A 24,922-nucleotide genomic window follows, 5' to 3' on the forward strand; every position below is an offset into this window, starting at 1 on the left:
GCCTGCGATGCTGTTCCGCCGTTTCGAGTCGCTGATCGACGCCTTCAAACCCAGCCCGGACGTGCAGCCGCCCGCCGGACTGGTGCGCTTCTACCTGCACTACCTGCGCCAGGTCTGGCCGCTGATGCTGGCCCTGCTGGTGATGGGCTTCTTCGCCGCGGTGATCGAGGTGGCGCTGTTCGAGTTCCTCGGCCGCCTGATCGACATGGCGCAACGCACGCCGAGCGCCGAGTTCTTCCAGCAGTACCGCGGCGAGCTGCTGTGGATGCTGCTGGTGGCGCTGATCCTGCGCCCGCTGGTGTTCGGCCTGCACGATCTGCTGGCCAACCAGGCGGTCAATCCGGGGCTGACCAACCTGATCCGCTGGCAGAACCACCGCTACGTGCTCAAGCAGAGCCTGAGCTTCTTCCAGAACGACTTCGCCGGGCGTATCGCCCAACGCATCATGCAGACCGGGCCGAGCCTGCGCGAGTCGGCCATGCAGCTGGTCGACGCGCTGTGGTTCGTGGTGGTCTACGCCGGCAGCGCGCTGTACCTGTTCGCCGCCGCGGATGTGCGTCTGATCCTGCCGCTGCTGGCCTGGATCGTCGGCTACTGCCTGCTGCTGCGCCATTTCGTGCCGCGCATCAAGCAGCGCTCGGCCGCCGCCTCGGCGGCGCGCTCGAAGGTCATGGGCCGGGTGGTGGACGGCTACAGCAACGTGATGACGCTCAAGCTGTTCGCCCACACCCGCGAGGAGGAAGGCTACGCCCGCGAGGCCATGCAGGAACTGCTGGACAAGGTGCACCAGCAGACCCGCACCGTGACCCTGCTCGATGTCAGCATCACCAGCCTCAACGGCGTGCTGATCGTCGCCACCGGCGCCCTGGCGCTGTGGCTGTGGAGCCTGGGGTCGATCAGCACCGGCGCCATCGCCCTGGCGCTGGGCCTGGTGCTGCGCATCAACAACATGGCCGAGTGGGTGATGTGGGTGGTCAACGGCATCTTCGAGAACGTCGGCACGGTGCAGGACGGCATGCACACCATCGTCCAGCCGCGTCAGGTGCTCGACCGGGAGGGCGCCCAGCCGCTGCGGGTGGAGCGCGGCGAGGTGCGTTTCGAGGACATCCACTTCCACTACGGCAAGGCCGGCGGGGTGATCGCCGGGCTCAGCCTGAACGTGCGCGCCGGCGAGAAAATCGGCCTGGTCGGGCCCTCCGGCGCCGGCAAGTCGACCCTGGTCAACCTACTGCTGCGCCTGTACGACCTGGAGAGCGGACGCATCCTGGTCGATGGCCAGGACATCGCCCAGGTCAGCCAGGAGAGCCTGCGCGCGCAGATCGGCATGGTCACCCAGGACACCGCCCTGCTGCACCGCTCGATCCGCGACAACCTGCGCTACGGCAAGCCGGATGCCAGCGAGGCGCAGCTGCTGGAGGCGGCGCGCAAGGCCCGCGCCGACGCCTTCATTCCGCTGCTGGACGACGGCCAGGGCGGCCGCGGCATGGACGCCCAGGTCGGCGAGCGCGGGGTCAAGCTGTCCGGCGGTCAGCGCCAGCGCATCGCCATCGCCCGCGTGCTGCTCAAGGACGCGCCGATCCTGGTGCTGGACGAAGCCACCTCGGCGCTGGATTCGGAAGTCGAGGCGGCGATCCAGGACAGCCTGGACGAGCTGATGCAGGGCAAGACGGTGATCGCCATCGCCCACCGCCTGTCGACCATCGCGCGCATGGATCGCCTGGTGGTGATCGACCAGGGGTGCATCGTCGAGAGCGGCAGCCACGCCGAGCTGGTCGCCCGCGGCGGCCTGTATGCGCGCCTGTGGCAGCACCAGACCGGCGGCTTCGTCGGGGTGGATTGACCCCGTGGGAGGGGCTTGAGCCGCGACTCGCCGCTAAAGCGTCTCCCACAGCATGGCATTCCTGCCCGGTTACTCCGCCGCCGGCTTCTTGCGCTTGAGCGGCGCCAGGCCGTCCTCGCTGACCAGCACCGAGGGCTTGCCGGCCGGGCGCGGGCCGGACTTGCGCTTGGGCGCGGCCTTCTTGGCATCCTTGTCGGTCTTTTTCTTCTTGCTGCCGGCGGCCTTGCCCGAGGCCTTGAGGTTCTTCGGCCCCTGGTAGCTGCCCTTGAGTTCCTTGACGGTGCGCCGCTCGAAACGCTGCTTGAGGTAGCGCTCGATGCTCGACATCAGGTTCCAGTCGCCGTGGCAGATCAGCGAAATCGCCAGCCCTTCGCCGCCGGCGCGGCCGGTGCGGCCGATGCGGTGCACGTACTCGTCGCCGGAGCGCGGCATGTCGAAGTTGATCACCAGGTCCAGGCCGTCGACGTCCAGGCCGCGGGCGGCCACGTCGGTGGCCACCAGCACCTTGACCGCGCCCTGGCGCAGGCGCTCGATGGCCAGCTTGCGGTCCTTCTGGTCCTTCTCGCCGTGCAGCACGAAGGCCTTGACCCCGGCCGCCACCAGCTTGCCGTAGAGGCGGTCGGCCTGCACCCGGGTGTTGGTGAAGACGATGGCCTTGTCATAGGTTTCGTTGGCCAGCAGCCAGTCGACCAGCTGTTCCTTGTGATGGTTGTGGTCGGCGGTGATGATCTGCTGGCGGGTGCCCTCGTTGAGCTGGCTGACGCTGTTGAGCATCAGGTGCTGCGGCGCCTTGAGCACCTTGGCGACCATCTCACGCAGGCCATTGCCGCCGGTGGTGGCGGAAAACAGCAGGGTCTGGTGCGGCCCACAGGCTTCGGCCAGGCGCTGGGCGTCCTCGGCGAAGCCCATGTCGAGCATGCGGTCGGCCTCGTCGAACACCAGCACCTCGACCTCGTTCAGCGGCAGGTTGCCGGCGTTGGCGTGTTCGATCAGGCGCCCCGGGGTGCCGATCAGGATGTCGATCTTGCGCATCATCGCGGCCTGCACCTTGAAGTCCTCGCCGCCGGTGACCAGGCCGGCCTTGAGGAAGGTGAACTGGGCGAAGCGCTCGACTTCCTTCAGCGTCTGCTGGGCCAGCTCGCGGGTCGGCAGCAGGATCAGCGCCCGGATGCTCACGCGCTGCTGCGAGTTGCCATCACCGAGCAGGCGGTTGAGCAACGGCAGGACGAAGGCGGCGGTCTTGCCGCTGCCGGTCTGGGCGATCACCCGCAGATCCTTGCCCTCCAGCGCAGGCGGAATCGCTGCCGCCTGCACCGGGGTGGGCTCGACGAAATTAAGCTCGGCCACGGCTTTCAGCAGGCGTTCATGCAGGGCGAATTGGGCAAACACGGGGGCACTACCTCGAAGAATCGACAAAACGGTGCATAGCCTAACGGTTTCCGCCGCCGCGGCCGAATTTCTTTGCAAGGCGGCGCCGCCGAGGTTGCGACCCCATGCCATGGGGATGGTCTAATTGGCCCCTTCCCGAGCATCGACAGGTAGTTTTCGCCCATGGATACGGATCAGCTGCTGAGCCAGGCCGAGCAACTCTGGAACCACTTCGACCAGTACCCCTGGCTGGGCGCCATCACCGGCCTGCTGGTGCTGCTGCTGGTGGCGCTGCTGGCCGGACGCCTGGCGCGCTTTCTGATCCTGCATGCGAGCAAGCTGCTGGCACGCCAGCCGGCGCTGTTCTGGCTGGAGGACCTGCGCCACAACAAGGTGTTCAACCGCCTGGCGCAGATGGTGCCGTCGCTGCTGGTGCAGTTCGGCCTGGTGCTGGTGCCGGAGCTGAGCGACAAGGCCGAGCACTTCCTGCGCAACCTGGCCCTGGCCTTCACCCTGCTGTCGCTGACCCTGGCCCTCAGCGCCCTGCTCAACGCCCTGCTCGACCTCTACGCACGCACCCCGCACGCGCGCACCCGCTCGATCAAGGGCTACGTGCAGCTGGCCAAGATGCTGCTGTACGTGTTCGCCGCCATCGTCATAGTCGCCACCCTGATCGACCGCTCGCCGCTGCTGCTGCTGTCCGGCCTCGGCGCGATGTCGGCGGTGATCCTGCTGGTGTACAAGGACACCCTGCTGTCCTTCGTCGCCGGCGTGCAGCTGACCAGCAACGACTCGCTGCGCGTCGGCGACTGGATCGAGATGCCCCAGGTCGGCGCCGACGGCGACGTGGTGGACATCAGCCTGCACACGGTCAAGGTGCAGAACTTCGATAAGACCATCGTCTCCATTCCCACCTGGCGGCTGATGGCCGAGTCGTTCAAGAACTGGCGCGGCATGACCCAGGCCGGCGGCCGACGGATCAAGCGCAGCCTGCACCTGGACGCCGGCCTGGTGCGCTTTCTCGACGCCGCCGAGGAGCAGCGCCTGGCCGGCGTGCGCCTGCTCACCGATTATCTCGGCCACAAGCAGGCCGAGCTGCGCCAGTGGAACGCCGAGCACAAGGCCGAGAACGGCCCCTCGGCCAACCGCCGGCGCATGACCAATATCGGCACCTTCCGCGCCTACGCCGAGGCCTACCTGAAGAGCCACCCGCAGATCCGCCAGGACATGACCTGCATGGTGCGCCAGCTGCAACCCGGCGCCGAAGGCATCCCGCTGGAGATCTACTGCTTCACCGGCACCACCAACTGGCTGGAGTACGAACGCATCCAGAGCGACATCTTCGACTACCTGCTGGCCCTGCTGCCGGAGTTCGACCTGGCGCTGTACCAGCAGCCGGCCGGCAACGACCTGCGCCAGGGCCTGCAGGCGCTGAGTCAAAGACTGCCGTCACAATCGCCGGCGGCGCCGACGCCGGAGGCTTGAACCGCCCCGGCCGCGGCGTTCTAATCGGCACACCCCTTCGCTGGAGCTCTGCCCATGCCTGCCATAACCCGAACTCCCCTCGCGCTCGGCCTCAGTCTGCTGCTGGTCGCCTCGCCACTGCTGGCCAGCCCGCCGCCGGGCAAGGGCAAGCATGGCGGCGGCCACGACGAGGTGCAGATCGACCTGCGCGGTCCGACCGTGGATATCGGCCAGGTGCGCATCGTGCTCGGCGACAACCGCCAGCTGATCGGCCCGACCTCCGCTCTGCCGCCCGGCATCGCCAAGAACCTGGCCCGCGGCAAGCCGCTGCCGCCGGGCATCGCCAAGAACTTCGACAGCCGTCTGTCGGCGCGCCTGCCCTATTACGAGGGTTACGAGTGGAAACAGGTGGGCCGCGACGTGGTGCTGGTGGCAATCGCCACCGGGATCGTCTATGAGGTATTGAGGAACGTGCTGGACTAAACCAGAGCCCCGGGCGCCGCCGACCAGCGGTCGCGGCGCCCGCTGAACTTGTCGCCTACGCATCGCTCCAACGCTAAGACGCTTTGTTGCGGAGGCATGATGAACCCCTCGCTGATCTACCACGTCACCTCAAGCCTCGATGGCTATATCGCCCGCCCCGATGGTCGCCTCGACTGGTTCGAAGCCCAGCGCCAACCGGACGAGGAATACAGCTTTCAGTACTTCTACTCCAGCATCGACGCCCTGCTGATGGGTCGCGGCACCTACGAGGCGCTGCTCAAGCGCGGTGGGCCCTGGCCCTATCCGGGCAAGCCCTGCGTGGTGCTCACCCGCTCCCAGTTGCCGCGTGCGGCGACCGAGGTGCAGCTGACCCACTGCACGCCGGGGCAGGCCGTGGCGGCGCTGAAGGAAGCCAAGTTCCAGCGCATCTGGCTGGTCGGCGGCAGCTCCCTGGCGGGCACCTGCTACACCGCCGGCCTGCTCGACGAGGTGGTGATCAACCTGGTACCGCACCTGCTCGGCGCCGGCATTCCGCTGCTGGCCAGCGGCATGGAGCGCAGCCTGGTGCTGAGCGACCAGCGGCGCTTCAACAGCGGCACGGTGCAGCTGCACTACCAGGTGAAGAAGCAGGCCAGCCAGCCGACGCAGATTCCCATGCCGCGCAGCAGCGCCGCCTGATCAGTGCCCGCGCTGCTGCTTGCGCAGCAGCCGGGCGCTGTCCCAACCAACCAGCAGCACCGCCAGCCAGATCGGCAGGTAGGTCAGCCATTGCCCGGCATCGAAGGACTCGCCGAGCACCAGCAGGGCCACGCCGAACAGCAGCACCGGCTCGACGTAACTTAGGATGCCGAACAGCCCCAGCGGCAGCAGGCGGCTGGAAGCCATCATCGCGGCGAAGGCCAGGGTGCCGATCAGCGCCATGCCGGGCACCAGCAGCCAGAGCGCGGCCCGCTCCTCGAAGGCGCCCACCGGGGCGTAAGCGACGATCAGCCAGATCGCCAAGGGCGCCAGCATCAGCATCTCCAGCACGAAGCCCGACAATGCGTCCAGGCGCATCCAGCGGCGCAGCATGAAATACGGCGGGTAGCCCAGCGCGGTGACCAGGGTCAGCCAGGAGAACGCCTGGCTGCGCCACAGTTCGTGCAGCACGCCGAGCACGGCGCAGGCCACCGCCAGTTGCTGCAGCGGGCGCAGGCGTTCGTCGTAGAACAGCCGCCCGGCCAGGACCATGGCCAACGGCAGGAGGAAGTAGCCCAGCGACACCTCGAGCATGCGCCCGGCCAATGGCGCCCAGAGAAACAGTCCCCACTGCACGCCGATCAGCACCGCCGCCAGCGGCCAGGCGGCCAGCAGCAACGGCTCGCGGCGCAGGCGGGCGAAGGTCTCGCGCAGCAGCGCCCCCTGGCGGGTCAGCAGCACCAGCAACAGCACCACCGGAATCGACCAGAGCACGCGCTGGGCGAAGATCTGGATGCCGTCCAGCGGCGCCAGCAGTTGCACGTAACCGGGCAGCACGGCGAACAGCAGCGAGGCGCCCACCGACAGCGCCACCCCACGCCCGGACAGGTGCATCAGGCCACCCTGCCCTGCAGTAGCCGCGTCCGGCCGAGGCCGGCCAGCGGCAGCGAGGCGACGATCACCGCACCGCCCAGGGCCAGGCGCAGCAGATCGGCGTCATGGTTCCAGATCAGCAGATTGACCAGCAAGCCGGCCGGCACCAGCGCATTGTTCATCACCGCCAGGGTGCCGCCGTCGACCAGGCTGGCGCCCTGGTTCCACCAGTACAGCCCCAGGCCCGAGGCCACCACGCCGAGCCAGGCGAGCACACTCCACTGCAGCAGCGTGCTCGGCAGGCGCTCGGCATTGCCCAGCAGCAGGAAGGCCGGCAACGCCACCAGCAGCGCACCCAGATAGAAGAAGCCGAAACGCCGGTACTGCGGCTCGTTCGAGGGGTGGCGCAACAGCAGGTGCTTGTACAGCACCTGGCCGGCGGCGAAGGTGAAGTTGGCCAGTTGCAGCAGCAGGAAGCCGAGCAGGAACCCCTGGCTGACGCCGTCGTAGCGGATGATCCCGGCGCCCAGCACCGCCACCAGCGCGGCGAGCAGCGCCCAGGGGTTGAAGCGGCGATTAAGGGCGTCCTCGATCAGGGTCACGTGCAGCGGCGTGAGGATGGTGAACAGCAGCACCTCGGGCACCGTCAGCAGGTTGAAGCTCAGGTACAGGCAGACATAGGTGACGCCGAACTGCAACGCGCCGATCAGCAGCATGCCGCGCACGAAGGCCGGCGCCTGGCCGCGCCAGCGGGTCAGCGGCACGAACAGCAGCCCGGCGATGAGGATGCGGCTGAGCACGGCGAAGTAGCTGTCGACCGCCCCGGCCAGGTACTCGCCGATCAGGCTGAAGGAGAAGGCCCACAGCAGGGTCACAATCAGCAGGTAGCGCACGGCGAGCTCCAGACAACTAAGGCGGCGACCTTAGCGCGTTCGCCCGTGCCGGACAATCCGTCGCAGCGGCCTGGGCCGCGAACAGGGTGGACTGCGGTCGCAATCCGGGAGGATCCGCGTGAATGTCTCCGGTTTTGCCCCGGATCAGACGAAAAAGCCGGCCCGCACCCTCGGGCACCGGCCGGCGAACGCGCCCGGATGCGGGCGCTCAGGAGAGTGGAGTCGCGATCAGGCCACGGCCGCCAGCTTGGCCTTGGCCTGGGCCAGCCCCTTGGCACTGAACTCGCTGCCCAGGTTCAGGCCTTCGGCATGGATGAACTGCACCTCGTGGATGCCGATGAAGGCCAGCGCCTGGCGCAGGTAGGGTTCCTGGTGATCCAGGCCGCTGCCGGCGTAGATGCCGCCGCGGGCGGTGAGGACGAAGGCGCGCTTGCCACTGAGCAGGCCCTGCGGGCCGGTTTCGCTGTACTTGAAGGTGACCCCGGCGCGCAGTACGTGGTCCAGCCAGGCTTTCAGGGTGCTGGGGATGGCGAAGTTGTACATGGGCGCGGCCAGCACCAGCACGTCGGCGGCCAGCAGCTCGTCGGTGAGCTGGTTGGAGCGTGCCAGCGCGGCCTTCTCCGCCTCGCTCTGCTGCTCGGCCGGGGTCATCCAGCCGCCCAGCAGGGTGGCGTCCAGGTGCGGCACCGGCTCGGCGGCCAGGTCGCGTACCTGGATCTGGTCGGCGGGATGGGCGGCCTGCCAGTTGGCGATGAACTGCTGGGTCAGCTCGCGGGACACCGAGCCTTGTTGACGGGCGCTGCTTTCGATAACCAGAACACGGGACATGTTTGAGACTCCATCGAGGTGGGTAGAGATCGATGGAGCAGAGATTAGAGTCGCAACTATCGATTAAAAAGCGCAAATATCCGCTTACATATATCGACAAAGTTGATTTATCTATGCCCCGGCACTAGGCTCTGCTTACTTGAGGCCACAGGTCAGGCTGACCCGCAGGCGAATCACACTGCGGGTGAACTTGACCGTCAGATTGGTGTTCGCCCCCGGCGCCAGCGCGGCCCGACGGGTCCGCGGCGCTTCGGGGCCGTTGCGGAACACCGCGGTGCATTCGGCCTCGCTCTGACCATAGTTGTAGAGCATCAGCGCCGCCATGTTGTGGTCGATCTCCTGGGTGCTGGCGGACACCTCGGCACCGTTGAGCTGCTTGTCCAGCTCGATGGGGTAGGCATGGGCGCCCAGCGGCAACAGGACGAACAGCAGGCAGCAGAGTTTTTTCATCGACGCTCTCCAACGGGGAAGCGCCAGTGTAGGTGGATATCGCCGGCGATAGAACCCGTCTGCCGGCAGAGACAGGACAAAGCAATGAAGGCTCCCCGTGTAACCCTGGATCAATGGCGCACGCTGCAGGCGGTGGTCGACCAGGGCGGCTTCGCCCAGGCCGCCGAGGTGCTGCACCGCTCGCAATCCTCGGTCAGCTACACCGTGGCGCGCATGCAGGAGCAGCTCGGCGTGCCGCTGCTGCGCATCGACGGGCGCAAGGCGGTGCTCACCGAGGCCGGCGACGTGCTGCTGCGCCGTTCGCGGCAACTGGTCAAGCAGGCCAGCCAGCTGGAAGACCTGGCCCACCATATGGAGCAGGGCTGGGAAGCCGAGGTGCGCCTGGTGGTGGACGCCGCCTACCCCACCGCCAATATCGTCCGCGCGCTGTCGGCCTTCATGCCGCAGAGCCGCGGCTGCCGCGTGCGCCTGCGCGAGGAGGTGCTGTCCGGCGTCGAGGAGGTGCTGCTCGAAGGCTCCGCCGACCTGGCCATCAGCGCCCTCAACATCACCGGCTACCTGCCGCAGGAACTGGGCGAGGTGGAATTTATCGCCGTGGCCCACCCGGAGCATGCCCTGCACCGCCTGCAGCGCGAGCTGAGCTTCCAGGACCTGGAAACCCAGATGCAGGTGGTGGTCCGCGACAGCGGCCGGGTGCAGCCGCGCGACAGCGGCTGGCTCGGTGCCGAACAACGCTGGACCGTCGGCAGCCTGCCCACCGCGCGCACCTTCGTCGGCAGCGGCCTGGGCTTCGCCTGGCTGCCGCGCCACCTGATCGCCCGCGAGCTGGACGAGGGCCTGCTCAAGCCGCTGCCGCTGGCCCAGGGCGGCACGCGCAAGCCGCGCTTCTTCCTCTACAGCAACAAGGAACGGGTGCTCGGCCCGGCCACGCAGATTCTCATCGAGCTGATCAAGAACTTCGACGCCGCCCCCCTGGATGCCGCCTTCGCCGCCCCACAGTCGCCCAACTGAGACCCCGGCCATGCCCTACTTCGACAACGACGGTTGCCAGCTGCACTACGAGGACTACGGCCACGGCGCGCCGCTGCTGCTGGTGCACGGCCTGGGCTCGAGCACCCGCGACTGGGAGTACCAGATTCCCGTGCTCAGCCAGCACTACCGCGTGCTGGCGCTCGACGTGCGCGGCCATGGCCGCTCGGACAAACTGCGCGAGGCCTATCGCATCGCCGATTTCGCCGATGACGTGGCCGCGCTGATCGAACACCTGCAACTGCCGCCGGTGCACCTGGTGGGCATTTCCATGGGCGGCATGATCGGCTTCCAGCTCGGCGTCGACCGCCCGGAGCTGCTGCGCAGCCTGACCATAGTCAACAGCGGCCCGGAGGTGAAGGCGAAAAGCCCGCGCGACTGGCTGGAAATCGGCAAGCGCTGGACGCTGTCGCGCCTGCTCAGCCTGGAGACCATCGCCAAGGCCCTGGGCAAGCTGCTGTTCCCCAGGCCGGAGCAGGCCGAACTGCGACGCAAGATCGAAGAGCGCTGGCCGCAGAACGACAAGCGCGCCTACCTGGCCAGCCTCGACGCCATCATCGGCTGGGGCGTGCGGGAACGCCTGAGCCGCATCACCTGTCCTACCCTGGTGATCAGCGCCGACCGCGACTACACCCCGGTCGAACGCAAGCGCGAGTACGTCGCCGAACTGCCCGACGCGCGCCTGCTGGTGATCGAAAATTCGCGCCACGCCACCCCGCTGGATCAACCCGAACGCTTCAACAGCGCCCTGCTCGCCTTTCTCGAAGAAACCGCCAACAAGGAAAACTGACCATCATGCTCAAGCAACTCGTCTTCGCCGCCTGTTCCCTGCTGCTCTCCACCAGCCTGCTGGCGGCGGACAATCCCAAGGTGCTGCTGACCACCAGCCTCGGTGAGATCGAGGTGGAGCTGGCTGCCGACAAGGCGCCGATCAGCACCGCCAACTTCCTCAAGTACGTCGACAGCGGCTTCTACGCCGGCACCCAGTTCCACCGGGTGATCCCCGGCTTTATGGTCCAGGGCGGCGGCTTCGATGCGCAGATGCAGCAGAAGGACACCGACACGCCGATCAAGAACGAAGCCGACAACGGCCTGCACAACGTGCGCGGCACCCTGGCCATGGCCCGTACCCAGGTACGCGACTCGGCCACCAGCCAGTTCTTCATCAACCACAAGGACAACGCCTTCCTCGACCACGGCTCGCGCGACTTCGGCTACGCGGTGTTCGGCAAGGTGACCCGCGGCATGGAGGTGGTGGACAAGATCGCCCAGGTGCCCACCGCCAACCGCGGCATGCACCAGAACGTGCCGCGCGAGCCGGTGCTGATCCTCGAGGCCAAGCGTCTGTAACGCCGCCGGGGGCCATCCCCGGGCTTCCATGAAGGGTTGGTGCGCACGACGCACCCTACGGCCCTACAACGACAAAGCCGCCCAGTGGGCGGCTTTGTCGTTTTCGCTGCGGTCTTACTTCTCGACGAAGGCGCGCTCGATCAGGTAGTCGCCCGGCTCACCCATGCGCGGGGAGATCTTCAGGCCGAAGCCGTCGAGCACTTCGCTGGTCTCGTCGAGCATGCTCGGGCTGCCGCAGATCATCGCGCGGTCGTCCTGCGGGTTGATCGGCGGCAGGCCGATGTCGGCGAACAGCTTGCCGCTGCGCATCAGGTCGGTCAGGCGGCCCTGGTTCTCGAACGGCTCGCGGGTCACGGTCGGGTAGTAGATCAGCTTGCCCTTGAGCGCCTCGCCGAAGAACTCGTTCTGCGGCAGGTGCTCGGTGATGAACTCGCGGTAGGCCACCTCGTTCACGTAGCGCACGCCGTGCACCAGGATCACCTTGTCGAAACGCTCGTAGGTTTCCGGGTCCTGGATCACGCTCATGAACGGCGCCAGGCCGGTGCCTGTGGACAGCAGGTAGAGGTGCTTGCCCGGCAGCAGGTCGTCGAGCACCAGGGTGCCGGTGGGCTTCTTGCTGATGACGATCTCGTCGCCTTCCTTGAGGTGCTGCAGCTGCGAGGTCAGCGGGCCGTCCGGCACCTTGATGCTGAAGAACTCCAGGTGCTCCTCGTAGTTCGGGCTGGCGATGGAGTAGGCGCGCATCAGCGGACGACCGTTGGGCTGCTGCAGGCCGATCATGACGAACTGGCCGTTCTCGAAGCGCAGGCCCGGGTCGCGGGTGCACTTGAAGCTGAACAGGGTGTCGTTCCAGTGGTGGACGCTGAGCACACGCTCGACGTTCATATTGCTCATGCGGACTTCCTCGCGCGGACGGGAACCAAAAAAGACGAATTGCGCGGCATTCTAGGCGGGCGCAGAATATCTGTTAAGTGGATTATCAAGATATAGGTTATCGGTTATATCGATATGCGATTTACTCTCAGACAACTCCAGGTCTTCGTCGCCGTGGCCCAGCAGGAAAGCGTCTCGCGCGCGGCCGAGTCGCTGGCGCTGTCGCAATCGGCCACCAGCACCTCGCTGACCGAGCTGGAGCGCCACTCCGACTGCCAGCTGTTCGACCGCGCCGGCAAGCGCCTGGCGCTCAACGCCCTGGGTCGCCAGTTGCTGCCGCAGGCGGTGGCGCTGCTCGACCAGGCGCGCGAGATCGAACGCCTGCTCGGCGGCAAGAGCGGCTTCGGCTCGCTCAACGTCGGCGCCACCCTCACCGTGGGCAACTACCTGGCCACCCTGCTGATCGGCAGTTTCATGCAGCGCCACCCCGAATGCCGGGTGAAGCTGCAGGTGCACAACACCGCCCACGTGGTGCAGCAGATCGCCCACTACGAGCTGGACCTGGGCCTGATCGAAGGCGACTGCCAGCACCCGGACATCGAGGTGCAGCCCTGGGTCGAGGACGAACTGGTGGTGTTCTGCGCGCCGCAGCATGCCCTCGCCGCGCGCGGCACGGCGACGCTGGAGGAGCTCACGCACGAGGCCTGGATTCTCCGCGAGCAGGGCTCGGGCACCCGCCTGACCTTCGACCAGGCCATGCGCCATCACCCGCGCAGCCTGAATATCCGCCTGGAGCTGGAACACACCGAGGCAATCAAACGCGCGGTGGAGTCGGGCCTGGGCATCGGCTGCATCTCGCGCCTGGCGCTGCGCGACGCCTTCCGCCGCGGCAGCCTGGTGCCGGTGGAGACGCCGCAGCTGGACCTGCGCCGGCAGTTCTACTTCATCTGGCACAAGCAGAAGTACCAGACCGCGGCCATGCGCGAGTTTCTCGAACAGTGCCGCGCGCTCACCGTCGGGGTGGCGCGCAGTGATCAGATCGTCCTGCCGTCGATTGCCTAGGGTGGACATGCCGCAAGCTTGTCCCCCGTCTTACACGGCGAACGCTTGCGTCCGCCTGGGCCATTAACCCGGAATCGACTCCATCTGCTGCAGCAGCAGCGCCGCCTGGGTGCGGGTGCGCACCCCGAGCTTGCGGAAGATGGCGGTGACGTGGGCCTTGACCGTGGCCTCGGAGACGCTCAGTTCATAGGCGATCTGCTTGTTCAGCAGGCCTTCGCAGACCATGGTCAGCACGCGGAACTGCTGCGGCGTCAGGCTGGCCAGGCCGGCGCTGGCGGCCTTGGCCTCGGCCGACACCGGCGCGCCCTCCTCGGCCAGCGGCGGCCACCAGGTATCGCCGTCGAGCACCTGGCGCACGGCCTGCTGGATGGTTTCCAGCGGGCTGGACTTGGGGATGAAGCCGCTGGCGCCGAACTCGCGGGAGCGGTTGACCACCGAGGCCTCCTCCTGCGCGGAGATCATCACCACGGGAATCTGCGGGTATTGCCCGCGCAGCAGCACCAGACCGGAGAAGCCGTAGGCGCCGGGCATGTTGAGGTCGAGCAGAACCAGGTCCCAGTCGCTCTTGGCGGCCAGGTGGCCTTCCAGCTCGGCGATGCTGGCGGCTTCCACCAGCCGCACCTCGGGCCCCAGGCCCAGGGTCAGGGCTTGCTGCAGCGCGCTGCGAAACAACGGATGGTCGTCGGCAATCAGGATTTCGTAGGCGGCCATTGGCAGATCCTGTTCTTGTTATGAGTGCACTGCATTGATTATGGCAGCGCCTGGCGCCGGACGACCCGCTCAAGCCTGCGCACTCGACGCGGCAGGCTCCCCACACGGAGCGACGGCGGCGCCCAGCATGCCGAGCCGTGACGGGGTGGTCAAGCGCCGCGCTTTGCGGCACGATTCGCCGCTTTGCCCGCCGAGACACCGCCATGCCGAGCCAAGCCCTGCGCGCCGACCTGTTGATGCTGATCACCGCGATGATCTGGGGCAGCGCCTTCGTCGCTCAGCGCCTGGGCATGGACAGCATCGGCCCCTTCCTCTACACCGGCCTGCGTTTCGCCCTGGCCAGCCTGGTGCTGCTGCCGCTGCTGGCCCTGCTGCAACGGCGCAGCCGAGGCCCGGCGGCGCCGCTGAGCCGCGGCCTGCTGCTCGGCGGCGTGGTGATGGGCCTGGCGCTGTCGCTGGGGATCAACCTGCAGCAGGTCGGCCTGCTGTTCACCACGGTGACCAACTCCGGCTTCATCACCGGGCTGTACGTCATAGTCGTGCCGATCCTCGGCCTGCTGATCGGCCAGCGTAGCGGCCTGGGCATCTGGCTGGGCGCCAGCCTGGCGGTGCTCGGCATGTTCCTGCTCAGCGTCGGCGAAGGCTTTACCGTCGCCTCCGGCGACTGGCTGCAACTGGCCGGCGCCTTCGTCTGGGGCGCGCACGTGCTGCTGGTGGGCTTCTTCGCCAGCCGCCACGACCCGCTGCGTCTGGCATTCATCCAGTTTGCCACCTGCGCCGCGATCAGCCTGCTGCTGGCGCTGGTCTTCGAGACGGCGACCCTGGACGGCATTATCAAAGCCGGTCCGGCGATCCTCTATGGCGGCCTGTTCGGCGTGGCCGTCGGTTTTACCCTGCAGGTGGTGGCGCAGCAGCACGCCATCGCCTCGCACGCGGCGATCATCCTCTCGCTGGAGGCGGTGTTCGCCGCCATCGCCGGCGCCCTGCTGCTCGGCGAAGTGCTGGCGCTGCGCGGCTACCTGGGCTGCGCGCTGATGTTCGCCGGCATGCTGCTGGCCCAGCTGTGGCCCAAGCCGCTGCCGGCCGCGCTCAGCGAAAACGCGCCAGGCGCTGATGCAGCTCGTCGTCCAGATCCAGCGGCAGGCGCCGCTTTGCCGCCAGGTAATGCTGACTGAAGGCATCCAGGTAGCAGTCCAGCGCCTCGCTGGCCTGCGCGTCGCCGGCCAGTTCCAGGCACATGGCCGCCACCTCGGCGGTGCACAGGTGCTCGCCGCGGGTGGAGCGGCGCAGGCGGTAGCGCGACAGCTGCGCCGGGGTCAGGCTGAGCACCGGCAGCGCGTCCAGATAGGGGCTCTTGCGAAACATCTTGCGCGCCTCGGTCCAGGTCGCATCCAGCAGCACGAACAGCGGCCGCTTGCCCGGCGCCAGATGCACCTCGTCCACCACCCGCTCGGGAGCGGCGTACTCGCCGGGAAACACCAGGTAGGGCTGCCACTGCGGCTCGGCGAGCAGCGCCGGCAGCGCCGGATCGACCGCGGTGCGCGTCCAGCCGAAGGCGTGGGTGTCAGCCACCACGTCGGCGATCAGCCAGCCGGTGTTGCTCGGCTTGAGCGCCTCGATGTCGTGCATCACCAGGCACATGCCGGCATGCGCCTCCACCCGCGGGCGCCAGGCGCACAGGCAGTAATCCGGCTGCACCCGGCAAGCCGGGCAGCGCTCGGCTCGCGAGCCACGGGCGACGAAGGGTTTCACGCTGCGCGCCAGGCGCTCGGCGCGTAGCCGGGCGACGGCATGCGGGGGATGGGACTGGTCCACGAACAGGGCTCGACAGAAAAAACGCGGCAGTTTAACAAAGCCGGGCAGGCTATGATGCGCCAGGCGCTGAACCCGGCCGCGCCTGGCGGGTCAAAGCCCGCACTCGTTCAGGAGAATCCGCATGTCCCGCGTTACCGCCCTCGTCCTCGCCCTGGCTCTGCCCGTCGCCGCCCAGGCCGCCTCGCTCAAGGAGCTCGAACTGACCCGCGCCCTCGAGCAGGTCGCCCGGCAAAGCAGCGAGGGCACGCCGCGGGCGATCAACGAGGACATCCTCGATCAGGGCTACACAGTCGAAGGCCACACCCTGATCAACCACCTCAGCGTCCGGCCGGCCCACGCCGCGCAGATGCGCGGCAATCCGGACACGGTGCGCGCCCAGCTGGCCGCCAGCGTGTGCCGCAACCCGGGTTACCGCCAGCTGCTGGCCCAGGGCGCGCAGCTGCGCTACCAGTTCAGCGAATACCGCAGCAACCGCCCGGTAACCACCGAGCAGTTCGACAGGGCCGACTGCGGCCTGTAAGCCTTCAGCCTTTCTCGGCCCGACGCTGCGCGTCGTCGGCGCGCAGTTCGGCGAGCAGCGCCTCCATATAGCGCGAACGGCGCACGCCCCCCTCCAGACGACGCAGGCATTCGTCTTCCAGGCTCAACTGATTGGTGCGCGCCGCCTGCTGCAGCAGGCGGTACAAATCCACATCTATCTCCAGGATCAACTTGGGCATGCCTGCCCCTCCCTTTCCTCGCCGTGCATCTGCGCCAGACGACGCGCCCTCACCTCTCCAGTAAATCAGACGACGCGCCACGGCCGGCTCGCCCGGACGAACGGCGCGCCAGCGACCATACTGACCTGCATCAACGGCATCGTCCGCGCGGCTCGGCAAGATGGGCCGTCGCCTACTGGAGATGAGGATCATGGCATTACTGAGCTTTCTCGGCGCCATTCGCCAAGTCACCGGCTCCTGCTACCTGGTGGAGAGCCGCGACGGCGCCAAGGTGCTGCTCGAATGCGGCATGCACCAGGGCCGCCGCGAGGAGGAGGACCGCAACCGCAGCGCCTTCCCTTTCGACCCGCGCGGCCTGGATGCGGTGGTGGTGTCCCACGCCCACCTCGACCACAGCGGCCTGCTGCCACGCCTGGTGGCCGAGGGTTACCGCGGCGCCATCCATGTCACCGAGGCCAGCGGCGAGCTGCTCGAACTGATGCTGCTGGATGCCGCCTTTCTCCAGGAGAAGGACGCCGAGTGGGAGAACCGCTGGCGGGCGCGCCAGGGCAAGCCGGCGATCGTGCCGCTGTACACCCTGGCCAACGCCGAGCAGGCGCTCGGCCAGCGCCGCACCCACGCCTACGGCACGCCGGTGGAGGTGGCCAAAGGGGTGCAGGTGACCTTCCATAACGCCGGGCATATCCTCGGCGCGGCGATAGTCGAGATGAAGATCGAGGATCACCACCTGCACCGCCACCTGGTGTTTTCCGGCGACCTGGGCAATACCTGCTCGCCGCTGATGCAGGCGCCGACCACGCTGAGCGAGGCCGACGTGCTGCTGATGGAGTCGACCTACGGCGACCGCGACCACCGCCGTAGCGAGGACACCCTGGAGGAGCTGGCGGCGATCCTGCAGCAGGCCCACCGCGAGGGCGGCAACGTGCTGATTCCCTCCTTCGCCGTCGGCCGCACCCAGGACCTGATCTACTACCTGGGGCGCTTCTACCAGGAGGGCCGCCTGCCGCAACAGGCGGTGTTCCTCGACAGCCCCATGGCGATCCGCGCCAACGCCATCTACAGCCGCTTCCACGACCAGTTCGCCGCCGAGGATCGTGCCGCGCTGGCCGCCAAGGGGGTCAAGCGAGTCGAGGACTGGCTGCCGATCCTGCGCTGTACGCCCAGCGCCGAGGAGTCGATGGCGATCAACCGGATCAACAGCGGCGCGATCATCATCGCCGGCGCCGGCATGTGCAACGGCGGGCGCATCGTCCATCACTTCAAGCACAACCTCTGGCGCGAGAACTGCCACCTGGTGTTCCCCGGCTTCCAGGCCAAGGGCACCCTCGGCCGCCTGATAGTCGACGGCGCCAGTACGGTGAAGGTGCTGCACCAGCGCATCGCGGTGAAGGCCAAGGTGCATACCCTGGGCGGCTTCTCGGCGCATGCCGGGCAATCGCAGCTGCTCGACTGGGCCAGCCATTTCGAGCACCACCCCGAGCTGTACCTGGTGCACGGCGAGCTGGAGAAGATGCAGGCGCTGCAGCAGGCCCTGCACCAGCGGCTGAACTGGATCGCCAACATCCCCGAACCGGGCGAGCAGATCGCCATCTGACCGGCGCCGCCAGCGGCGCTCGCGCCCGATGCGCCTTCCGCCATCGTCCGCAGACGTCCATACTCTGAAAAGGCTCGGGCTTTCAGGGACTTGGAGGTGCCGAGCGGATTCGATCAAGGAGACGCTGCATGCCCTACGAACCGGACGATTACCTGTCACGCCACTTCCAGACCAGTGGCATCGACCTGGCCAGCAAAGTGGACGAGCTGCTCGCCCTCTCCGCCCCCGGCAACAGCCCGAACCTGCCGCTGTACCGCGACATGCTCACCACCGTGATCCGCATGGCCCAGGCCGACCGCAACCGCTGGGACGCCAAGATCATGCTGCAGACCCTGCGCGAGATGGAGCACGCCTTCAGCACCCTGGAGCAGTTCAAGCGCCGGCGCAAGGTCACGGTCTTCGGCTCGGCGCGCACGCCGGCCGAGCACCCGGTCTACACCCTGGCCCGCGAGCTGGGCGCGACCCTGGCGCGCTATGACCTGATGGTCATCACCGGCGCCGGCGGCGGCATCATGGCTGCCGCCCACGAGGGCGCCGGGCGCGAGAACAGCCTGGGCTTCAACATCACCCTGCCGTTCGAGCAGAACGCCAACGCCACCATGCAGGGCAGCGAGCATCTGCTGTCGTTTCACTTCTTCTTCCTGCGCAAGCTGTTCTTCGTCAAGGAGGCCGACGCCCTGGTGCTCTGCCCCGGCGGTTTCGGCACCCTGGACGAGGCGCTGGAAGTACTCACCCTGATCCAGACCGGCAAGAGCCCACTGGTGCCGGTGGTGCTGCTGGATCAGCCGGGCGGCAGCTACTGGCAGCGCGCCATCGAATTTCTCCAGCAGGAACTGGCGGACAAGGGCTATATCCTGCCCAGCGACCTCAACCTAATGCGCCTGGTGCACAGCGCCGAAGACGCCGCCGAGGAAATCGCCCAGTTCTACCGCAACTTCCACTCCAGCCGCTGGCTCAAGGACAGCTTCGTCCTGCGCCTCAACCACCCGCTCAGCGACGCCGCGCTCAAGCAGTTGCAGGGGGAATTCGCCGGCCTATGCAAACAGGGCGGTTTCAGCCAGCAGCCCTACTGCGAGCAGGAACGCGACGAACCCGAACTGTGCCACCTGACCCGCCTGGCCTTCGCCTTCAACGGCCGCGACCACGGCCGGCTGCGCGAGCTGCTGAATTTCGTCAACCTGCCGGGCAACTGGGCGGCCTGAGCGTAGACCCGGATTGCATCCAGGCTACTGAAAACACAAAGCCCGGCATGTGCCGGGCTTTGTCGGGTTGCGCGGGCGTATCAGGCGTTGCCCGCCACCTTCAGCCTGGCGGCCTGGGTGAAATCGAGCATGCGCTTGAGCGGCTTGACCGCCTTGGGAATCAGCGCCGGGTCGACATGAATCTCGCCACTGCCTTCGCGCAGGCCGGTGAGCACCCGCTCCAGGGTGTTCATCGCCATCCACGGGCAGTGCGCGCAGCTGCGGCAGGCCGCGCCGTTGCCGGCAGTGGGCGCCTCGATAAAGGTCTTGTCCGGGCACAGCTGCTGCATCTTGTAGAAGATGCCGCGGTCGGTGGCGACGATAAAGGTGGAATTGGGCAGGGTCTGCGCCGCCTTGATCAACTGGCTGGTGGAGCCCACCGCATCGGCCAGCTCGACCACGTTCTGCGGCGACTCCGGGTGCACCAGGATGGCGGCGTCGGGGTAGAGCGCCTTCATGTCCAGCAGCTGCTTGGACTTGAACTCCTCGTGCACGATGCAGGCGCCGTCCCAAAGCAGCATGTCGGCGCCGGTCTCGCGCTGGATGTAGTTGCCTAGGTGCTTGTCCGGCGCCCAGATGATGGTTTCGCCGTTGTCCATCAGGCTCTCGACGATTTCCAGGGCGCAGCTGGAGGTCACCACCCAGTCGGCCCGCGCCTTGACCGCCGCCGAGGTGTTGGCGTAGACCACCACGGTGCGCTCGGGATGCTGGTCGCAGAAGGCCGAGAACTCGTCCACCGGGCAGCCCAGATCGAGCGAGCAGGTCGCCTCCAGAGTCGGCATCAGCACGCGCTTTTCCGGGTTGAGGATCTTCGCCGTCTCGCCCATGAACTTGACCCCGGCCACCACCACGGTCTGCGCCGGGTGCTGGTTGCCGAAGCGGGCCATTTCCAGAGAGTCGGAAACGCAGCCGCCGGTTTCCTCGGCCAGGGCCTGGATCACCGGGTCGCAGTAATAGTGCGCCACCAGCACCGCGTTCTGCTTCTTCAGCTCGGCGGCGATTTCACGGCGATAGAAGGCCTCTTCCTCGGCGGTCAGAGGCTTGGGCTGTTTGGCATCGAGGTGGGCTTGAACCAGAAGGCGTTCGGAAATCTGCGTCATATCATCGAACCTGCGGCGCTCTTGAGCGAGCTGCGAGTATACCCCCTGGCTGCCCATCGCCACAGGCGGGGCAGCATCGACCAAGGGGCTTTTCCGAGAGCAAAAAAAAGCCAGTCTTGCGACTGGCTTTTGCGATCTGGTGGGTCGTGTAGGATTCGAACCTACGACCAATTGGTTAAAAGCCAACTGCTCTACCAACTGAGCTAACGACCCAACGCGAGGCGCATGATACTGATTTAATTCAGGAAATCAACACTTCGCGAAAACTTTTTCAAACGTAGCGGGTAGCATCGGGTACACCAGCGGCGGCGAAACCGGCGGCGCGCAGGCGGCAGCTGTCGCACTTGCCACAGGCGCGACCGTCGTCGTCGGCCTGGTAGCAGGACACGGTCAGCGTGTAATCCACGCCCAGGCGCATGCCGGCCTGGATGATTTCGCCCTTGCTCAGCTGCTGCAGCGGCGCGCGAATGCGAAAGCCCTGCCCTTCCACCCCGGCCTTGGTCGCCAGGTTGGCCATGCGTTCGAAGGCCTCGATAAATTCCGGCCGGCAGTCGGGATAGCCCGAATAGTCCACCGCGTTGACCCCGATAAAGATATCGCGTGCGCCCAGCACTTCCGCCCAGCCCAGGGCCAGGGACAGGAACACCGTGTTGCGTGCCGGCACGTAAGTCACCGGAATGCCCTCGCCGGGGGTTTCCGGCACGGCGATGGAGGTGTCGGTCAGTGCCGAGCCGCCGATGCCGTTGAGATTGAGGCCGATCACCTTGTGCTCGACCACGCTGAGCTGCCGGGCGACGCGCTCGGCGGCCTGCAGTTCGGCGCGATGACGCTGGCCATAGTCGAAACTCATGCTGTAGCAGGCATAGCCCTCGGCCTTGGCCATGGCCACCACGGTGGCCGAGTCCAGGCCGCCGGAGAGAAGAATCAGCGCTTTCTTGTCGTTCATGCTCAGTGTCCCGGCTCGTCGTTCCAGAGAATCTTGTGCAGCTGCAGTTGCAGGCGTACCGGCAGGTTGTCCGCCACTATCCAGTCGGCCAGCGCGCGCGCGTCCAGCTGCTGGTGGCTGGGCGAGAACAGCACCTCGCCGGCGCGCGCCTCGAGGCGATACTGGATCAGCTTGGACACCGCCCAGTCGTAGTCCTCGCGCGAGCAGATGACGAACTTGACCTGATCCTTGGCGGTCAGCCAGTCGATGTTCTCGTAGCGATTGCGCTGCACCTCGGCCGAGCCCGGGGTCTTCAGGTCGAGCACCTTGCTCACCCGCGGATCGACGGCCGATACGTCGAGCGCGCCACTGGTCTCCAGCGACACCTCGTAGCCGGCGTCGCACAGGCGCTCGAGCAGGGTAATGCAATTGGGCTGGGCCAGCGGCTCGCCGCCGGTGACGCAGACGTAGCGCGGCTTGTAGGCCGCCACCTGGTCGAGGATAGCGTCCAGCGCAACGTGCTCGCCGCCGCTAAAGGCGTAAGCAGTGTCGCAGTACTGGCAGCGCTGGGGACAGCCGGTCAGGCGCACGAATACCGTCGGCAAGCCGGCGGTACGCGTCTCGCCCTGCAGCGAGTAGAAGATCTCGGTGATGCGCAGGGTTGTTTGCATAGTGGCCACGGGCGTGATGACGAAACAGGCCATCCGCCTCCGTTGCGTTGAATCGGGATGCTTACCGCACGTAGCGGCAGCGATTGGTTACCCCGCACGGCGAAGGCATCAGCCGAGCTGAAACTTCGCACCCGTTGCGGGGCTGGCGATTCTAAACGAAAAACGCCGCGGCCGATATTTCACCCCGCCATCGCCCATTGGAGTGCGCCGGCACAGCCTACAGCACGACAGCCGAGCATAAAAAACCCGCGCCTAGCGCGGGCTCTTGAAAGGTCGTGGCCGTTACGGCAGGCGCTGCAGATCGCGCTGGGCCAGCTGCGCGGCCGAGCTGCCGGGAAACTGGGCGATGACCTGCTGGAGGATGCCGCGGGCCTTGTCGTTGTTGCCCAGGCGCTTCTCCACATCGGCCAGCTTGAACAGCGAATCCGGCACCTTGGCATGGCTCGGGTACGCCTGGCTGACCTTGGCGAAGGCCTGACCGGCGCCCTGCAGGTCGCCCTTGGCCAGATTGACCTCGCCCAGCCAGTACTGCGCATTGCCGGCGTACTGGCTGTTGGGATAGCGGTTGAGGAAGGCGGTGAAAGCCTGCGACGCCTTGTCGAAATCCTTGGCCTTGATCAGGTCGAAGGCGGCGTCGTAATAGAGCTTTTCCTTGGCCGGATCACCCGGCTCGACGCTGGCCTGCTGCTGGGCGGCAGGCGGCGTCGGGGTACCGTTGGCGTTGATCGCGCCAGCGGCGGAATTCTGTGCGGGAGCAGCGGAGCCAGCACCGGAAGACAGGCGTTGGTCCAGATCCTGATAGCGCTCGAGGCTCTCCTGCTTGAGGCGCTGGATTTCGTTCTGCTGTTCTTCGAGCATGCCGCGCAGCTGGGCAATTTCCTGCTGCATCTGCTCGAGCTGGTTGAACAGCATACCCTGCGCCGAGGCCGGGGCTTGCGCCCCGCCCCCGGCGTAGGAGCCGGCCGTACCATAACCCGCCGGTGGATAGCTGCTGCCTTGCGGCATGGAGCTGCTTTCCAGTACGGGAACTTCCGCCATCGCCGCAAGCGGCAGGGCGAGCGTCAGAAGGGTCAGGATACGGCGGCAATTACGCATGGCAGCTTACTTGCGCAGCTCTACGCGACGGTTCTGAGCCCAGGACTGCTCGTCGTTGCCAGTGGCAACCGGACGCTCTTCGCCGTAGGAAACCAGTTCCAGCTGAGCAGGGGAAACGCCCTGCAGTACCAGGTAGCGCTGAACGGCCTTAGCACGACGCTCGCCCAGAGCCATGTTGTACTCACGGGTACCGCGCTCGTCGGCGTGGCCTTCCAGAACGACGCGAGCGCCGTTGCCTTTCAGGTCCTTGGCGTGTACGTCCAGAGCGCGCATGGCTTCGGCCTTCAGGTCGGAGCTGTCGTACTCGAAGTAGAAGGTGGTGATAGCGCGCAGGGCGGCTTCTTCGCTCAGGCTGCCGTCGACGGCACCGGTGTTGGCACCGTAACCGGCGTTCGGGTCGACTGCGCCTTCACCAGCAGCGTCACCGCCTTTGGAAGAGCAACCAACAGCGACGGCGAGAGCCAGGGACAGTGCAGCAAACTTACCGAATTTCAGCATTTCCATCATGTAACTCCTAATGAACCCCAGTTGTGTTAAGCAATAAAGGTGTAGCGCCGCATCAGTTCAGGTAAGGGGACCAAGAAGGCTCTCGAACTTCGCCTTGAGCGGTAGGAAGAGGGAGCCTCACGCGTCCATTGGTGGACGCCAACATCAAGACTCCCCGGCCCTGCTGGCGGGTGGCGTAGATTAGCATGGCGCCATTGGGCGCAACAGTGGGCGACTCGTCCAAACTTGTGTCGGAAAGTATGCGCAGGCGCTTGGTTTCCAGGTCCTGCGCGGCCACCTTGAACACGGTGAAACCGTCCTGGCGATGGATCATCACCAGGGTCTTCTCGTCGGCCGACAACTTCGGGTTGGCGTTGTAGTTGCCGACGAAGGTTACCCGCTCCACCGCCCCGTTGTTGATATTGGTCTTGTAGATCTGCGGCTTGCCGGCACGATCCGAGGTGAAGTACAGGGTCTGCCCGTCCTTGCCCCAGAACGGCTCGGTGTCGATGGCGTAATGGTTGGTGATGCGGCGCATCTGCCGGCTGCCCATGTCCATCACGTAGATTTCCGGGTTGCCGTCGCGCGACAGCACGAAGGCCAGGCGATTGCCATCCGGCGACCAGGCCGGCGCGCCGTTGAGACCCTCGAAGTTGGTGATCTGCTCGCGGCGGCCGGTGTCGATATGCTGGACGAAGATGCGCGGGCGGCGCTGCTCGAACGACACATAGGCGATACGCCGGCCATCGGGCGCGAAGGACGGCGACAGGATCGGCTCGCGCGACTGCAGCAGGGTCACCGCGCGGGCGCCGTCGTAGTCGGAACGCTGCAGGGTGTAACGGGTGTTGTTGGCACCGAAGCGCTCGGCGGTGACGTACAGCAGGCGGGTGGAGAACGCGCCCTTGACCCCGGTGAGCTTCTCGAACGACTGATCGGCGATATGGTGGGCCATGTCGCGCAGCTGGTCGGTACCGCCGCCGACGCTGCCGGTCATCACCTGCTGTTCGGTGCTGACGTTGAACAGCGCGTACTGCACCTGCAGGCGACCGGCGTTCGGCACCAGGCTGCCGACCAGCACGTACTGGGCGCCGAGGGCCTTCCAGTCGCGGTAGATGACTTCGCTGGCCTGGGTCGGCAGGCTGATCATGTTCTGCCGCGGAATCGGCTCGAAGTAGCCGGAGTTGCGCAGGTCGTTGCCGATGATCTCGGCCATGTCCTCGGGCAGCACCGAGCCCCCCTGCCAGCCGAAGGGCACCACGGCGATCGGCGTGGCACGGTCGGCGCCATGGGAGATCACCAGCGGATCGGCCGCCTGCACGCTGCCGACCAGCATGATCAGACCCAACAGGGCCATACGAATCAGGGTATTCACAG

Annotated in this window: 27 protein-coding genes and 1 tRNA gene; 12 read left to right on the forward strand and 16 right to left on the reverse strand. The window is 66.8% G+C overall.

The annotated features are described in order from the left end of the window. Window positions 1-7 precede the first annotated feature (7 nt). Window positions 8-1,840, forward strand: coding sequence for an ABC transporter ATP-binding protein (locus AC1G9C_RS18320; RefSeq protein ID WP_480408424.1), 1,833 nt, complete (start codon window positions 8-10; stop codon window positions 1,838-1,840). A gap of 69 nt (window positions 1,841-1,909) precedes the next feature. On the opposite strand, the gene AC1G9C_RS18325 is transcribed toward AC1G9C_RS18320, so the two are convergent. Then, window positions 1,910-3,229, reverse strand: coding sequence for a DEAD/DEAH box helicase (locus AC1G9C_RS18325; protein WP_480408425.1), 1,320 nt, complete (start codon window positions 3,227-3,229; stop codon window positions 1,910-1,912). Window positions 3,230-3,391: 162 nt separating this feature from the next. Here AC1G9C_RS18325 and AC1G9C_RS18330 point away from each other — a divergent pair, with 162 nt between their 5' ends. From AC1G9C_RS18330 to AC1G9C_RS18340, 3 genes are all read left to right on the forward strand, one after another. Further along, entirely contained in the window at window positions 3,392-4,693 is a 1,302-nt protein-coding gene (locus AC1G9C_RS18330; RefSeq protein WP_397496318.1) for a mechanosensitive ion channel family protein, read from the forward strand. A gap of 54 nt (window positions 4,694-4,747) precedes the next feature. Next, complete coding sequence (locus tag AC1G9C_RS18335; RefSeq protein ID WP_122107538.1) at window positions 4,748-5,155, forward strand: anti-virulence regulator CigR family protein; 408 nt, start codon at window positions 4,748-4,750, stop codon at window positions 5,153-5,155. 99 nt (window positions 5,156-5,254) lie between these two features. Continuing rightward, the gene (locus tag AC1G9C_RS18340; protein WP_021445461.1) at window positions 5,255-5,833 is read left to right on the forward strand and encodes a dihydrofolate reductase family protein; all 579 of its coding nucleotides are present in this window, start codon (window positions 5,255-5,257) and stop codon (window positions 5,831-5,833) included. Here AC1G9C_RS18340 and rarD read toward each other — a convergent pair whose 3' ends face one another. From rarD to AC1G9C_RS18360, 4 genes are all read right to left on the reverse strand, one after another. Next, entirely contained in the window at window positions 5,834-6,727 is an 894-nt protein-coding gene (gene rarD / locus AC1G9C_RS18345) for an EamA family transporter RarD (protein ID WP_021445462.1), read from the reverse strand. After that, window positions 6,727-7,599: a carboxylate/amino acid/amine transporter gene (locus AC1G9C_RS18350; protein WP_021445463.1), complete on the reverse strand. Its 873-nt coding sequence runs from the start codon at window positions 7,597-7,599 to the stop codon at window positions 6,727-6,729. Before AC1G9C_RS18350 ends, rarD begins: the two co-directional genes overlap by 1 nt. Window positions 7,600-7,827: 228 nt before the next feature. Beyond that, window positions 7,828-8,427 (reverse strand): FMN-dependent NADH-azoreductase, encoded by a 600-nt coding sequence (locus AC1G9C_RS18355; protein WP_480408426.1) that lies wholly within the window; start codon window positions 8,425-8,427, stop codon window positions 7,828-7,830. 135 nt (window positions 8,428-8,562) lie between these two features. Then, entirely contained in the window at window positions 8,563-8,877 is a 315-nt protein-coding gene (locus AC1G9C_RS18360; RefSeq protein WP_021445465.1) for a hypothetical protein, read from the reverse strand. Between the two features lie 84 nt (window positions 8,878-8,961). On the opposite strand from AC1G9C_RS18360, the gene AC1G9C_RS18365 reads away from it, so the two are divergent. The 3 genes from AC1G9C_RS18365 to AC1G9C_RS18375 are packed head-to-tail and all read left to right on the forward strand — an operon-like array spanning window position 8,962 to window position 11,256. After that, window positions 8,962-9,888 carry a LysR family transcriptional regulator gene (locus tag AC1G9C_RS18365; protein WP_397496314.1) on the forward strand — a complete coding sequence of 309 codons (927 nt, stop codon included), beginning with the start codon at window positions 8,962-8,964 and terminating at the stop codon, window positions 9,886-9,888. 10 nt (window positions 9,889-9,898) lie between these two features. Beyond that, window positions 9,899-10,696 carry an alpha/beta fold hydrolase gene (locus AC1G9C_RS18370; RefSeq protein WP_480408427.1) on the forward strand — a complete coding sequence of 266 codons (798 nt, stop codon included), beginning with the start codon at window positions 9,899-9,901 and terminating at the stop codon, window positions 10,694-10,696. Window positions 10,697-10,701: 5 nt separating this feature from the next. Then, window positions 10,702-11,256 (forward strand): peptidylprolyl isomerase, encoded by a 555-nt coding sequence (locus tag AC1G9C_RS18375; protein ID WP_480408428.1) that lies wholly within the window; start codon window positions 10,702-10,704, stop codon window positions 11,254-11,256. 114 nt (window positions 11,257-11,370) lie between these two features. Here AC1G9C_RS18375 and fpr read toward each other — a convergent pair whose 3' ends face one another. Next, the gene (gene fpr, locus AC1G9C_RS18380) at window positions 11,371-12,150 is read right to left on the reverse strand and encodes a ferredoxin-NADP reductase (protein ID WP_021445469.1); all 780 of its coding nucleotides are present in this window, start codon (window positions 12,148-12,150) and stop codon (window positions 11,371-11,373) included. Window positions 12,151-12,264: 114 nt separating this feature from the next. On the opposite strand from fpr, the gene AC1G9C_RS18385 reads away from it, so the two are divergent. Further along, window positions 12,265-13,191, forward strand: a complete 927-nt coding sequence (locus AC1G9C_RS18385; protein WP_031303633.1) for a LysR family transcriptional regulator — start codon at window positions 12,265-12,267, stop codon at window positions 13,189-13,191. 63 nt (window positions 13,192-13,254) lie between these two features. Here the strand turns inward: AC1G9C_RS18385 and erdR are convergent, their stop codons facing one another. Beyond that, window positions 13,255-13,902, reverse strand: a complete 648-nt coding sequence (gene erdR / locus AC1G9C_RS18390) for a response regulator transcription factor ErdR (RefSeq protein WP_021445471.1) — start codon at window positions 13,900-13,902, stop codon at window positions 13,255-13,257. A 203-nt stretch (window positions 13,903-14,105) separates the two neighbouring features. Here erdR and AC1G9C_RS18395 point away from each other — a divergent pair, with 203 nt between their 5' ends. Further along, on the forward strand, window positions 14,106-15,077 hold the full coding sequence (locus AC1G9C_RS18395; protein WP_480408429.1) for a DMT family transporter: 972 nt from the start codon (window positions 14,106-14,108) through the stop codon (window positions 15,075-15,077). Here the strand turns inward: AC1G9C_RS18395 and AC1G9C_RS18400 are convergent. Next, a complete protein-coding gene (locus AC1G9C_RS18400) occupies window positions 14,992-15,717 on the reverse strand; it encodes a tRNA-uridine aminocarboxypropyltransferase (protein ID WP_397496311.1) in 726 nt (241 codons plus the stop codon). The two genes, AC1G9C_RS18395 and AC1G9C_RS18400, sit on opposite strands and share 86 nt — an antisense overlap. Before the next feature lie 121 nt (window positions 15,718-15,838). Here AC1G9C_RS18400 and AC1G9C_RS18405 point away from each other — a divergent pair, with 121 nt between their 5' ends. Then, window positions 15,839-16,237 carry a quorum-sensing-regulated virulence factor family protein gene (locus AC1G9C_RS18405; RefSeq protein ID WP_021445474.1) on the forward strand — a complete coding sequence of 133 codons (399 nt, stop codon included), beginning with the start codon at window positions 15,839-15,841 and terminating at the stop codon, window positions 16,235-16,237. Between the two features lie 4 nt (window positions 16,238-16,241). On the opposite strand, the gene AC1G9C_RS18410 is transcribed toward AC1G9C_RS18405, so the two are convergent. Next, complete coding sequence (locus AC1G9C_RS18410; RefSeq protein ID WP_021445475.1) at window positions 16,242-16,436, reverse strand: hypothetical protein; 195 nt, start codon at window positions 16,434-16,436, stop codon at window positions 16,242-16,244. A gap of 190 nt (window positions 16,437-16,626) precedes the next feature. Between AC1G9C_RS18410 and AC1G9C_RS18415 the strand changes: the two genes are divergently transcribed. Both AC1G9C_RS18415 and AC1G9C_RS18420 read left to right on the forward strand, forming a co-directional pair. Beyond that, window positions 16,627-18,030, forward strand: a complete 1,404-nt coding sequence (locus AC1G9C_RS18415) for an MBL fold metallo-hydrolase RNA specificity domain-containing protein (RefSeq protein ID WP_480408430.1) — start codon at window positions 16,627-16,629, stop codon at window positions 18,028-18,030. A gap of 128 nt (window positions 18,031-18,158) precedes the next feature. Next, window positions 18,159-19,232: an LOG family protein gene (locus AC1G9C_RS18420; protein ID WP_021445477.1), complete on the forward strand. Its 1,074-nt coding sequence runs from the start codon at window positions 18,159-18,161 to the stop codon at window positions 19,230-19,232. An 80-nt stretch (window positions 19,233-19,312) separates the two neighbouring features. Here the strand turns inward: AC1G9C_RS18420 and nadA are convergent, their stop codons facing one another. The 7 genes from nadA to tolB all read right to left on the reverse strand — a co-directional run bounded on the left by nadA (window position 19,313) and on the right by tolB (window position 24,920). Further along, the gene (gene nadA, locus AC1G9C_RS18425) at window positions 19,313-20,371 is read right to left on the reverse strand and encodes a quinolinate synthase NadA (RefSeq protein WP_021445478.1); all 1,059 of its coding nucleotides are present in this window, start codon (window positions 20,369-20,371) and stop codon (window positions 19,313-19,315) included. A gap of 137 nt (window positions 20,372-20,508) precedes the next feature. Continuing rightward, window positions 20,509-20,584, reverse strand: a tRNA-Lys gene (locus AC1G9C_RS18430). A 58-nt stretch (window positions 20,585-20,642) separates the two neighbouring features. Continuing rightward, on the reverse strand, window positions 20,643-21,317 hold the full coding sequence (queC, locus tag AC1G9C_RS18435) for a 7-cyano-7-deazaguanine synthase QueC (RefSeq protein WP_480408431.1): 675 nt from the start codon (window positions 21,315-21,317) through the stop codon (window positions 20,643-20,645). A gap of 2 nt (window positions 21,318-21,319) precedes the next feature. Next, window positions 21,320-21,967, reverse strand: coding sequence for a 7-carboxy-7-deazaguanine synthase QueE (queE, locus tag AC1G9C_RS18440; protein ID WP_480408432.1), 648 nt, complete (start codon window positions 21,965-21,967; stop codon window positions 21,320-21,322). A gap of 282 nt (window positions 21,968-22,249) precedes the next feature. Next, complete coding sequence (ybgF, locus tag AC1G9C_RS18445; protein ID WP_480408433.1) at window positions 22,250-23,062, reverse strand: tol-pal system protein YbgF; 813 nt, start codon at window positions 23,060-23,062, stop codon at window positions 22,250-22,252. Between the two features lie 6 nt (window positions 23,063-23,068). Then, window positions 23,069-23,566, reverse strand: coding sequence for a peptidoglycan-associated lipoprotein Pal (gene pal, locus AC1G9C_RS18450; protein WP_003241687.1), 498 nt, complete (start codon window positions 23,564-23,566; stop codon window positions 23,069-23,071). Between the two features lie 55 nt (window positions 23,567-23,621). Next, the gene (gene tolB, locus AC1G9C_RS18455) at window positions 23,622-24,920 is read right to left on the reverse strand and encodes a Tol-Pal system beta propeller repeat protein TolB (RefSeq protein WP_021445482.1); all 1,299 of its coding nucleotides are present in this window, start codon (window positions 24,918-24,920) and stop codon (window positions 23,622-23,624) included. Between the last annotated feature and the right edge of the window lie 2 nt (window positions 24,921-24,922).

The sequence above is a fragment of the Pseudomonas sp. ABa2 genome (genome assembly GCF_056676075.1).